11 protein-coding genes and 1 tRNA gene are annotated in these 12557 nt (G+C 30.8%); 8 read left to right on the top strand and 4 right to left on the bottom strand.

Annotation, left to right across the window (positions count from 1 at the left end; translation table 11 throughout):
• Positions 1–7: 7 nt before the first annotated feature.
• From rpsT to proS, 3 genes are all read right to left on the bottom strand, one after another.
• Positions 8–259 carry a 30S ribosomal protein S20 gene (rpsT, locus tag MED152_RS10990; RefSeq protein WP_015481958.1) on the bottom strand — a complete coding sequence of 84 codons (252 nt, stop codon included), beginning with the start codon at positions 257–259 and terminating at the stop codon, positions 8–10.
• A gap of 35 nt (positions 260–294) precedes the next feature.
• A tRNA-Glu gene (locus MED152_RS10985) sits at positions 295–366 on the bottom strand.
• A gap of 88 nt (positions 367–454) precedes the next feature.
• Positions 455–1933, bottom strand: coding sequence for a proline--tRNA ligase (gene proS, locus MED152_RS10980; RefSeq protein ID WP_015481957.1), 1479 nt, complete (start codon positions 1931–1933; stop codon positions 455–457).
• A 152-nt stretch (positions 1934–2085) separates the two neighbouring features.
• On the opposite strand from proS, the gene MED152_RS10975 reads away from it, so the two are divergent.
• From MED152_RS10975 to MED152_RS10955, 5 genes are all read left to right on the top strand, one after another.
• Positions 2086–3186 (top strand): hypothetical protein, encoded by a 1101-nt coding sequence (locus tag MED152_RS10975; protein WP_015481956.1) that lies wholly within the window; start codon positions 2086–2088, stop codon positions 3184–3186.
• Positions 3187–3205: 19 nt separating this feature from the next.
• Positions 3206–4588, top strand: a complete 1383-nt coding sequence (locus MED152_RS10970) for an OmpP1/FadL family transporter (RefSeq protein WP_015481955.1) — start codon at positions 3206–3208, stop codon at positions 4586–4588.
• A 102-nt stretch (positions 4589–4690) separates the two neighbouring features.
• Positions 4691–5596, top strand: a complete 906-nt coding sequence (locus MED152_RS10965) for a NifU family protein (protein ID WP_015481954.1) — start codon at positions 4691–4693, stop codon at positions 5594–5596.
• A 4-nt stretch (positions 5597–5600) separates the two neighbouring features.
• Entirely contained in the window at positions 5601–6332 is a 732-nt protein-coding gene (ubiE, locus tag MED152_RS10960; RefSeq protein ID WP_015481953.1) for a bifunctional demethylmenaquinone methyltransferase/2-methoxy-6-polyprenyl-1,4-benzoquinol methylase UbiE, read from the top strand.
• Between the two features lie 2 nt (positions 6333–6334).
• Positions 6335–7033 carry a porin family protein gene (locus MED152_RS10955; RefSeq protein ID WP_015481952.1) on the top strand — a complete coding sequence of 233 codons (699 nt, stop codon included), beginning with the start codon at positions 6335–6337 and terminating at the stop codon, positions 7031–7033.
• Position 7034: 1 nt separating this feature from the next.
• Here MED152_RS10955 and MED152_RS10950 read toward each other — a convergent pair whose 3' ends face one another.
• On the bottom strand, positions 7035–7763 hold the full coding sequence (locus MED152_RS10950; RefSeq protein WP_015481951.1) for an RNA methyltransferase: 729 nt from the start codon (positions 7761–7763) through the stop codon (positions 7035–7037).
• Between the two features lie 69 nt (positions 7764–7832).
• On the opposite strand from MED152_RS10950, the gene MED152_RS10945 reads away from it, so the two are divergent.
• The 3 genes from MED152_RS10945 to accD all read left to right on the top strand — a co-directional run bounded on the left by MED152_RS10945 (position 7833) and on the right by accD (position 12508).
• The gene (locus MED152_RS10945) at positions 7833–10304 is read left to right on the top strand and encodes a BamA/TamA family outer membrane protein (RefSeq protein ID WP_015481950.1); all 2472 of its coding nucleotides are present in this window, start codon (positions 7833–7835) and stop codon (positions 10302–10304) included.
• A 92-nt stretch (positions 10305–10396) separates the two neighbouring features.
• Complete coding sequence (gene fbaA, locus MED152_RS10940) at positions 10397–11464, top strand: class II fructose-bisphosphate aldolase (RefSeq protein WP_015481949.1); 1068 nt, start codon at positions 10397–10399, stop codon at positions 11462–11464.
• Positions 11465–11650: 186 nt separating this feature from the next.
• Positions 11651–12508: an acetyl-CoA carboxylase, carboxyltransferase subunit beta gene (gene accD, locus MED152_RS10935; protein ID WP_015481948.1), complete on the top strand. Its 858-nt coding sequence runs from the start codon at positions 11651–11653 to the stop codon at positions 12506–12508.
• Positions 12509–12557: the final 49 nt, after the last annotated feature.

Genomic DNA, 12557 nt, shown 5'->3' with positions numbered 1-12557 from the left:
TTAAAATCTATAACGCAGCAACATGCTTAGTTAATTTAGATTTTAAATTTGCAGCTTTATTCTTGTGAATAATATTATTCTTTGCTAATTTGTCTAACATAGAAATAACATTACTTAATTTACCTTCAGCTTCCTTCTTATCTTCAACTGTACGTAAATCTCTAACGGCATTTCTAGTAGTTTTGTGCTGATATTTGTTACGTAATCTTTTAGATTCGTTACTTCTAATTCTTTTTAATGCTGACTTGTGATTTGCCATAACTTTGTTTTCTCGTTTTTTATTTAAAACTTTTGTAGTCCGTACGGGAATCGAACCCGTGTTACATGGATGAAAACCATGCGTCCTAACCCCTAGACGAACGGACCATAACAATCAATTATCTCTCAATTGCGGATGCAAATATACAACGTTTTTGAAATTCTGCAACCTTTTTTTATTTTTTTTTCAAAAAAATTAATACGCCTTCGCAAAAAGCACTCTTTTAGCAGAAGGATTACCAGTTAAAACACATACTCCAGGCTCATTTTCAGCATCATTTGGTATACACCTAATAGTAGCTTTAGTGTATTCCTTTATTCGATCTTCTGTTTCTTCTGTTCCATCCCAATGTGCAGAAATAAATCCTCCAGTATTTTTTAAGGCTTTTTTGAATTCTTTAAAATCGTTAACCTCTGTAGTGTGCTCTTTTCTAAAGTTTATAGCTTTATCAAATAAATTATTTTGAATGTCTTTTAATAAACCATCAATATAACTCACAGCATCATTAATATCAATTGTATTTTTTTCTAAAGTGTCTCTTCTTGCAACTTCTAGCGTTCCATTTTCTAAATCACGTGCGCCTAATGCAATCCTTACAGGAACTCCTTTAAGTTCGTACTCGGCAAATTTTGCTCCTGGTCTAAAAGTATCTCTATTATCATATTTCACAGAGATTCCTTTTTTTCCTAACTCAATACTTATAGCGTTTACTTTATCAGAAATTGCCTCTAATTGTTCATCATTTTTATAAATAGGAACTATTACTACTTGTATAGGAGCTAGTTTAGGAGGTAGTACTAATCCATTATCATCTGAATGTGTCATAATTAAACCTCCAATTAAACGAGTTGAAACTCCCCAAGATGTGGCCCAAACATATTCTTGCTTACCTTCTTTAGAGGTATACTTTACATCAAAAGCTTTTGCAAAGTTCTGACCTAAAAAATGAGAAGTACCTGCCTGTAATGCCTTACCATCTTGCATTAATGCTTCTATAGTATAGGTATCTTCAGCACCTGCAAAACGCTCACTATCTGATTTTACTCCTTTAATAACTGGCATTGCCATAAAGTTTTCAGCAAACTCTGCATAAACATCTTGCATTTGTTTTGCTTCGGCTACTGCCTCAGCTTTAGTAGCATGAGCAGTATGCCCTTCTTGCCATAAAAACTCTGCTGTTCTTAAAAACAAACGTGTTCTCATTTCCCATCGAACAACATTGGCCCATTGATTAATTAACAAGGGTAAATCTCTGTAAGATTGTATCCAGCCTTTATAGGTATTCCAAATAATAGCTTCAGAGGTTGGTCTTACTACTAATTCCTCTTCTAACTTTGCTTCTGGATCAACTCTTAACTTACCTTCGTTATCAGGATCATTCTGTAATCTATAATGAGTAACAACTGCACATTCTTTAGCAAAACCTTCTGCATTTTTTTCTTCGGCTTCAAACAAACTTTTAGGAACAAATAAAGGAAAATATGCATTCTCATGCCCAGTTTCTTTAAACATCCTATCTAATTCTGCTTGCATTTTTTCCCAAATTGCAAATCCGTAAGGCTTTATAACCATACAACCCCTTACCGCAGAATTTTCTGCAAGATCTGCTTTCACCACTAATTCGTTATACCATTTAGAATAATCTTCGGCTCTTTTTGTTAACTTCTTACTCATATTTAAAACTTTGGCACAAATGTTGCTACCTTTAAAGTGAATATTATTTAATTAAAATCACTTTTAACATTAATAGTAGCAAAATTACTATAATTTAGGAGTTTTTAGTAATGATTTTAGAAATAAAGCATAACATTAAAAAACAAACAATTATGAAACTACATTATAAGAACGTAAAGCTTACCCAACTTGTACTATTTGTTACGGCTAATTTATTTTTAGTTTCATGTGGTACATATCAGAGTGTTTATAATGACGATGGTATCTATGGTGATACTAATCCTCAAAATCAAGAAAAGAAAATTATTGTTGTAAATGAACAGGAATATAATGATTATGAGGAGGATTATTTTACTAAAAAACTAGAGGATTTACAAAATATTGATAATAACGAAATATTTACAGATGTAGATGACTATTATTACGATGATGGCTTAAATAACGGAGAATTTGCTGGAGAAAACACGAGCTATAATGGAGCACAACCTTGGGGTTATGAAGATAATAATGTGATTGTGAATTTAAACTTTAGAAACAATCCTTATTGGGGCGGATTTGTTAGAAATTGGGGTTTTAATGTTTGGGCTGTTGGTGGTTGGAATAATTGGGGTTTCAATAACCCTTGGAGATGGAGAAGAGGATTTGGAAGACCTTGGGGGTTCAATACTTGGGATGCCTCTTATGCAAACTGGGGATTCATAAACCCATATTCAGGGTTTTGGAATGGTGGGTATTTACATCCATTTTTACCAAATTTTGGAATAACAGGGTTTAGAAATAATAGATATCATAATAACAATAGTGGCTATAGATATGGTAGAAGAAATACTGTAATTGCAAATAATAGAAGAAATAATGCCTACACTAGAAATAGAAATAACAACACTGTAAGAAATACAACTACAGGCAGAAGAACTACAAATACTATTAGAAGAAATACTACCACAACTCCTACTAGAAGAAGAGGTACTACAACTACAAATAGAAGAGGTACAACAACCACCAGTAGAAGAGGTACTACAACTACGAACAGAAGAAGTGGAACAACCTCTAGAAGAGGAAGCTCTACTTCAAGAAGAAGTAGTTCAAGTAGAAATAATAGAGCCTCTAGTTCATCAAATAGATCTTATAGGTCTTCTTCTACAAATTCAAGAAGTTCGTCTAGATCATCTGCATCAAGAAGTTCATCTAGTTCTTCTTCAAGTAGAGGAACATCTAGTAGAGGATCATCATCTAGTAGAAGAAGAAATTAAAAAATAGATAGCATACATTATGAAGAAATTATTAATACTAGCGATTTTAAGCGCGTTTACAACTGTGTCTTTTTCTCAATCTTTAGGATACCAAGATTTAGGTCTTTTATTCTCTCAAGATGACAATATAGGTACAGCACGTTTTACAGCTATGAGTGGAGCATTTGGTGCTCTTGGTGGAGACATTTCATCAATAAATATCAATCCTGCAGGTTTATCTGTATTTAATAATAGTAGTTTTACTGGTACTTTTAATTCTAGAAACTCACAAATTACATCTGACTATTATGGAAATTCATTAATGAATGACAATCAATTTATTAATCTTTCACAAGCAGGTGCTGTTTTAGTATTTAGAGAATTTAGCAATTCTGGCTGGGATAAATTCGCAGTTGGTTTTAACTACAGACTTACAAAAGATTTTTCAGATGATTTTAATGCGAGAGGTAATAGTGGGGTAGCAACTTTTACTGAATTTCCTTTAGATAATAACAATCCTCCAATTAACTATAACATTGCAGATGAACAAGCTTTTAACAACACCTATGGAGGTGATTTAAGTGAATTTAACATTGGTTTCTCTGCAGTACATCAAAACAAATTACATGTTGGTTTGGCTCTTAATTTTTATGATTTAAATTTCAGTCAACGATCTACATTATCAGAATTTAATAGCGATTCTAATGGTAACGAGTTAGATGCCTTTTTGTACCAAGAAAATTTTACTTCTGGACAAGGTTTTTCTGCTAACTTAGGTTTTATCTACAAAGCAAATCAATATTTTAGATTTGGTTTATCTTACCAAACACCTACCTGGTTTTCAGAAGTTCTTGAAGAAAGTAATATTTTAGATAACGATGGCTATCTTGGAGATACTGAAATTTTTGTAAGTAATGACAGCGCAATTTATGACAATACAGCTGGCGGATTTTTTCCATCTCAAGCATTGGTGTACAGATTAAGAACGCCAAGTAAATTAACAGCTAGTGGTGCATTAATTTTTGGTAAAAATGGTCTTTTAAGTTTCGACTACACCAACAAAAACTTTAAAAATATTACATTGTCTGGTGCAGACTTTTCACAAGAAAACCAGTCTTTTCAAGATGATTATCAAAATACACACAATTTTAACGTAGGTGCAGAATGGAGGTTAGATAGATTAAGTTTAAGAGGTGGTTATCGTTTTGAGCAGAGTCCAGATATCAATGCCCTAGAATCAGACGATTTAAAGGGTTATTCATTAGGAGCTGGTTATAATTTTGGTAACTTTAAAGTAGACTTATCATATAGTGATAGTAATAGAACTGCAGCGTATAACTTTTACTCGGGCTTTAATGTAGATGCTGCCAACTTAACTTTAGATAATAAAGTTTTTACAGCTTCAGTATCACTTAGTTTGTAAGAAAAATTATCCCTAAATAGGCCTTGTATTTTAAAATAAATACAAGGTCTTTTTTATTTAAATTGAGTTTTTTACCTTAATTTTGCAACTTACGACAAGCACATGCAAGAGACAAAAATTACTATTCAAGAAACTACCAACGAAACCATATTAAAATTTAATAGTACAAAGGTTTTAATTAATGGTGGTAGTTATGAATTTTCAAATATAGATGAAGCTAAAAACTCACCTTTAGCACAACAACTATTCTATTTACCATTTGTAAAAAAGGTTTTTATTACTGCAAATTTTATTGCCATTCAACGTTTTGATATTGTAGAATGGGCAGATGTACAAGATGAGGTTGCAGAACAAATAGAAGCATATATTTCTGATGGAAATATTGTTGTGAACGAAGAAACAACATCATCAAAAAAAGAGGCTATAGAAGTTTATGCAGAGGTTACACCAAATCCTGCAGTAATGAAGTTTGGTACTAATAAAGCTTTAACTCAAACTGATGTTGAATATAAAAATATTGAGGAAGCTAGTAAATCATCTCCTTTAGCACAAGCAATTTTTAATTTTCCATTTGTAAAAGAAGTTTTTATTTCAGACAATTATATATCTGTTACTAAATATGATATGGTTGAGTGGAATGAAGTTTTTGCAGAAGTAAGAAGTTTTATTCGTGAATATTTAGTAGATGGCAAAACCATTATTAAAGATTTGCCAACTGTAGAAACTAGCAAAACTCCAGAAGTGGTTGCACCAGTAGTTGAGTTAGAAGGTATACCTGCTCAAATTTCTGATATTTTAGATGAATATATAAAACCTGCTGTAGCTGGTGATGGAGGAAATATTGCTTTTCGTTCTTATGATGAGCAAAACAAGGTAGTAAGCGTAATTTTACAAGGAGCTTGTAGTGGATGTCCATCTTCTACAGCCACTTTAAAAAACGGAATAGAATCTCTTTTAAAAGAGATGTTACCAAATCAAATTAACGAAGTTGTAGCAATTAACGGATAACCAAATGTCAGCAGAAAAAATCAATCCATATAAAGATTCAAAACTAGGCAAGAAAGAACAAGTTGCCCAAATGTTTGATAATATTTCTGAAAACTACGATGGTTTAAACAGAGTAATATCTTTAGGTATTGATATTAAATGGCGTAAAAAAGTTGTAGAAATTGTTGGCCAAAACAACCCAAGGCAAATTTTAGATATTGCAACTGGTACAGGAGATTTGGCATTAATGATGTCAGACCTAAATCCTGATAGAATTGTAGGTTTAGATATTTCTGCAGGAATGTTAGAAGTAGGTAAACAAAAAATTGCAAAGGCAAATTTATCTGATAAAATAGAAATGATCGTTGGCGATTCTGAAGCAATGCCTTTTGATGATGCTACTTTTGATGCTATTACAGTTTCTTTTGGGGTGCGTAATTTTGCCAACCTTAATAAAGGTTTAAAAGAAATAGCAAGGGTTTTAAAACCAACAGGTGTATTGGTTATTTTAGAAACTTCAAATCCTGTAAAATTTCCTTTTAAACAAGGATATAAATTATACACCAATTTATTTTTACCAACCGTAGGTAAATTATTCTCTAAAGATAAAAGTGCTTATTCTTATTTGTCTGAATCAGCAAATTCTTTTCCTTTTGGAGAAGCGTTCAACAATATTTTGCAAAAAAATGGGTTTACTCATACAAAAGCAGATCCTGTTACTTTTGGGGTAGCAACAATTTATACTGCAAGAAAATAAGTATGGCCAAAAAAGTATTTCTTCTAACTATTTGTTTATTTATATCAGCATCAATATTCGCGCAAAGAGATCGTGTTGAAAATTTACCAACGTTCGATAAAAGAAAACTGCATTATGGTTTTTATTTAGGAGTAAACCAAAACGATTTTAAACTAAACTTAAGAAATAGTAATATTAGTAATGCCAATATTACAGTAGAACCTTCTCTGGGTTTTAATGTTGGTTTAATTGCAGATTTACGTTTACACAAAAACCTGAACTTACGCTTTGAACCAGGCTTGGTTACAAATTCAAAAAATATCTACTTTAATCATATTGATACTGCTCAAGACAGTGTTAGAGAAATTGGCTCTACCTACTTACATGTACCTGTTATCTTAAAATTTAGTACAGATAGATACAAAAATATAAGACCTTATGTTTTAGCTGGAGTTTCTTACGATTATAATTTTTCTAGTAATGCAGAAAATCAAGATGATAATTCTGCAGGACAGTTTAGAATGCAATCGCATAATTTTATGTACGAAGTTGGTATGGGTATAGATATTTATTTGAACTTCTTCAAGTTTTCACCTTCCATTCGTGGCGTTTTTGCATTTAACAACGAAATTAAATACGATGACAACCCAAATAGCCAGTGGACAGCTCCTGTAAACTTTATGGGAACTCGTGGTATTTTTCTAAACTTTGCTTTCGAGTAAACTACCTTCTTTTAAATTCGCTTAACAAAATAGCTGTTGCAGTTGCAACATTTAAACTCTCTGTTTCTTGGGTATCTCCAAATCTAGGAATGGATATTTTATTTTGTACAATTGCTCTAACTGCATCAGATATTCCATTTGCTTCATTACCCATAACTAAAATTGCTTCCTCTGGTAATTGAGAACTATAAACATTTGAACCTTGCATATCAGCAATATAAATAGGAGTTTTAGTTGAATTTAAATAGGCTTCTAAATCTAAATATTTAATAGAAACACGAGTTAAAGAACCCATACTAGCCTGCACAACTTTTTGATTGTAACAATCTACAGTGTTCTTAGAACAAACCAATTGTTGTACTCCAAACCAATCACACAGACGAATTATAGTACCTAAATTTCCAGGATCATTTATTTCATCTAATGCTAAAATAAACCCTTTATGTTGTAACTGTTGTTCATCAGGAATTTTAAAAAGCCCCACTACTTTGTTAGGTGATTTTAGTTTACTTATCTTTTTCAACTCTGCTTCAGAAATTCGAGTTACTACATCCTCATAACCTTCCAAATCATAACCATCTAAAGCAAACAATTGCATCACTTTTAACGAAAATTGCAAAAGCTCTTCTACTACTTTTACGCCTTCTGCAATAAATAAACCATGTTTTTCTCTATACTTTTTTTGAGACAAACTAGTTATAACTTTAAGTTGATTTTTGGAGATGCTCATTAATTGGATGTAAATAAAAATAAACCATAAGAAAATACTATTTTTGATTTTCTTTGGATTGCTAAAATAATGAAAAAACTTACGTTTTATTTTTTATTAATTCTCTTTTTAATTTCATGTAATTCTACAGAACATGTTATTGATGGGCAATACCTACTTACAAAAAATTTAATTGTAATTGACAGCACAAAAACAAATGGTACTGAGTTACAGAAATACATACTTCAAAAACCAAATTCTCGTTTTTTAGGAATGCCTTTTGGATTGTATGTACACAATTTAGGAAACCATACCAAACCTAAAACACCATCTAATTGGGCCTTAGAGCACCCTACCTCTTACAAATTTGTAAAAAGTGTTTTTTCTGAAAAGCAAAGTATAGCTTATGCCAATTCTTTTATTAATTTAAATCAATGGTTTTTAAATTTTGATGAACCTAAGTTATTGAACGAAAAAAAAGTAAAACAAACGACAGAAAATTTAGCGGCATTTTACAAAACTCAAGGTTACTTTAAATCTACTGTTAGCAGTAAAATTGATACGATCAACAAAAAAGCAGAAGTAACTTATGAAATTAAAAAAGGTAGACCTACCCTTTTTGACACCATAAACATTAAAATAAAGTCACCTGTTTTAGATTCTATTTATCAAAAATCTGGTAGAGTTAGTTTACTAAAAAAAGGAGATCAGTACATAGATCAAACCTTTAGAAACGAAGCTAGTGAAGTCGTAAAATTATTTAGAAATAACGGAATTTATAATTTTACAGAATCTGCTCTTGGGTTTTATGTAGACTCTACTAGAACAGATTACAAAACAAACGTAGACTTCTTAATATCTGCAAACAGACTTATAGAAGATAATGGTAGATACTTAGAAAAACCTTACAGAGTTCATAACATTAAAGAAATAAATGTTATTACAGATTATTCTTTTGATAATAACTCAGAGACGTTTTCAGATTCTACAAATTATAAGGGCATAAACTTTTTTGCTTATGATAAGATCTTGTATAACCCAAAATATTTATCAGAAAATATCTTTTTAAAAAAGGGAGAAATTTATAAAGACACCTTAAATAATTTAACAAGAATAAATTTAAAATCTCTTAAAAATTTTAAGTCGACAAATATTAAATTCTCTTCAACTCCAGGTTCTGAAGATGAATTAATAATGGATGTTTTTTTATCGCCTTTAGAAAAATACACTTTAGGTTTTGAAACAGAACTAACCCATTCTAATATTAGAAATATTGGAGTATCAGGTAAATTTTCACTTACCAATAGAAATACATTTAAAGGCGCAGAATTGGCTAAAATGTCTTTTTTAGGCTCTTGGTTTAATTCACAAAATGGTCCTGGTTGGGAAATTGGTTCAGACTTATCTTTAGAAATTCCAAGGTTTATTGCGCCTTTCGGTTTGAGCAAATTCGTACCAAAAGAAATGTCTCCAAGAACCTTATTTTCTTTAGGTTCTAGTTTTCAAAAAAACATTGGTTTAGATAGGCAAACCTTTACTTTTTTAACCGATTATAAATGGCAATATACACCAACTAAAACTATTCAATTAGAGATTTTAAACACGCAATATATTAAGAATTTAAATGTAGGCAGTTTTTTTAATATCTATAATTCTGAGTACGAAACTTTAAATGATATTGCTAAAATTTACAATAACAATAATGCAGATTTACAGTTACCTGATGGCGCTGTTTCTTTTATGAATACTGTTGTTAATGACGCTAATTTCCAAGCATCAAATCCAGATGAATACAATACAAGTTTAAATATTTTAAACAGATATAATATTATTACTTCCGATTTTTTAATCCCGATTTTAGCCTATTCATTTACCTATAATAACCAGACCAGTTTTAAAGATAATAACTTTTCTTTTTTTAGAGCTAGAGTTGCAAACTCGGGTAATTTCTTAGGTTTATTATCAAATAAAAGAAACGCTAATAATAAAAAGACTTTTTTAAATATTCCTTTAGCACAATACTTCAAAACAGATATTGAGTACAAAAAGTTTTGGGACATGGGTAACAATTCTGTTTTTGCATTTAGAACTTTTATAGGAGCTATTTTTACTTACGATGATTCTAACATTCCGTTTGTAAAAGCCTATTTTGCTGGTGGATCAAATGATATTAGAGCTTGGCAGACTTATGAATTAGGACCTGGAGCAAGAGATAATGGTTTAGAATTTAATATAGGTAGTTTCAAATTTTTAACAAGTTTAGAATATAGATTTGATGTAGTTGGTAGATTAAAAGGAGCACTATTTGTAGATGCAGGAAACATTTGGGATATCTCTGGCTCTAGTTTTGTAAATGATAATGAAAAACTAAACAGTTTCTCCTCTTTACAAAATATTGCTATAGGTTCTGGAGTTGGAGCAAGATTAGATTTTAATTTTTTAATCTTAAGATTTGATGTTGGTTTCAAAACCTATGAACCGTATTTAAACGAAAATAAATGGTTTAAAAACTACAATTTTAGCAATGCAGTATACAATATAGGTATCAATTATCCTTTTTAAAAGGAAACGTTTTCGTTATTTTATCAGGAGCTATTTAAAATTAACATGTTAATTTTTAGTATTTTTGAAATCTATCAATTAAAATAAAAAAAATGAGTCACAACATAAAACCTGGTGTTGCAACAGGTAAAGAAGTTCAAGAAATATTTAACTACGCTAAAGAAAAAGGCTTTGCATTACCAGCAGTAAATGTTGTTGGTTCTAATACTATTAATGCTGTTTTAGAAACTGCAAAAGAATTAAATGCTCCTGTAATTATTCAGTTTTCAAATGGTGGTGCTCAGTTTAATGCAGGTAAAGGTTTATCTAACGAAAATCAAAAATCTGCAATTGCTGGTGGTATAGCTGGTGCAAAACATGTAAATGAATTAGCAGAAGCGTATGGAGTGCCTGTAATTTTACACACAGATCACTGTGCAAAAAAATTATTACCATGGATTGATGGTTTATTAGATGCATCAGAAAAACACTTCGAAGAAACTGGAAAACCTTTATACAGTTCTCATATGATTGATTTATCTGAAGAACCAATTGAAGAAAACATAGAGATTTGTAAAGAATACTTAGCTAGAATGAGCAAAATGGGTATGACTTTAGAAATAGAATTAGGTATTACAGGTGGTGAAGAAGATGGTGTAGATAATTCAGATGTAGATGCTTCTAAATTATACACACAACCAGAAGAAGTAGCTTATGCGTACGAAGAATTAATGAAAGTATCTCCACAATTTACAATTGCAGCAGCTTTTGGTAATGTGCATGGAGTTTACAAACCAGGTAATGTAAAATTAACACCGAAAATTTTAAAGAATTCTCAAGAATTCATCACCAAAAAATATGGTGTGGAAGAAAATCATATCGACTTTGTTTTTCATGGTGGTTCTGGTTCTACTTTAGAGGAAATTAGAGAGGCTATAGGTTATGGAGTTATAAAAATGAACATCGATACAGATTTACAATTTGCATTTACAGAAGGAATTAGAGATTACATGCAAGGTAAAGCAGATTATTTAGCTACTCAAATTGGTAATCCTGATGGTGCAGACCAACCTAACAAAAAATATTACGATCCAAGAAAATGGTTACGTTTAGGAGAAGAAACGTTTAAAGCGCGTTTAAAACAAGCATTTGCAGATTTAAATAATGTAGATACTTTATAAACAGAACTAATTACAATAATACAAGCATTTTGATGTAAAAATCAAAATGCTTTTTTTATGCAAAACACTCAAAAATAAACAATTAAAGAAATATTGATAGTTCACAAAAACACTTATATTTGTGCACTTGCTTTAGGATGAAAAAGAAATATTAAATTGTAAAAAAGTAAATTAAAAGTAAACTATATGGCTTGGTTTAAAAGAACTGATAAAGGAATACAAACACCAACAGAAGAAAAAAAAGATACTCCTAAAGGTCTTTGGTATAAGACACCTAGTGGTAAAATTATAGATACAGAAGAATTAAAGAAAAATCTTTATGTGAGTCCAGAAGATGGTTATCACGTAAGAATTGGTAGTAAGGAATACTTCGAATTATTCTTTGACGACAATAAGTTTGAAGAATTAAACGAATCACTAACATCAAAAGATCCTCTAAAATTTGAGGACACAAAAAAATATCCAGACAGATTAAAAGCGGCTCAAGAAAAAACAAAGCTAAAAGATGCTGTAAGAACTGCAGTTGGTAAGTCTTTAGGTAAAGATTTGGTAATTGCTGCTATGGATTTTGCTTTTATTGGAGGTTCTATGGGATCTGTTGTTGGAGAAAAAATTGCAAGAGCAATTAACTACTCTATAGAAAATAAGATTCCGTTTTTAATGGTCTCAAAATCTGGAGGAGCCAGAATGATGGAAGCTTCGCTTTCTTTAATGCAATTGGTAAAAACCTCTGCAAAATTAGCACAATTGGCAGAAGCTAAAATACCTTACATTTCTTTATGTACAGACCCTACAACAGGAGGTACAACTGCATCTTATGCAATGTTGGGTGATATCAATATAGCAGAACCAAATGCTTTAATTGCATTTGCAGGACCAAGAGTAGTAAAAGATACTACTGGTAAAGAATTACCAGAAGGATTTCAAAAATCAGAATTTGTTTTAGAACATGGATTTTTAGATGCTATTTACGAGCGTAAAGAATTAAAAAAACAAGTAAACTTATATATAGATTTAATTCAAAATATACCTGTAAGAGCCTAAATAAAAAGGTTTAAGTTCAATTAGTTATTCTAAAAAATAAGACTATATT

The sequence above is a fragment of the Polaribacter sp. MED152 genome (genome assembly GCF_000152945.2).
GTDB lineage: Bacteria > Bacteroidota > Bacteroidia > Flavobacteriales > Flavobacteriaceae > Polaribacter.
This window is presented reverse-complemented; position numbering and strand designations above follow the sequence as displayed.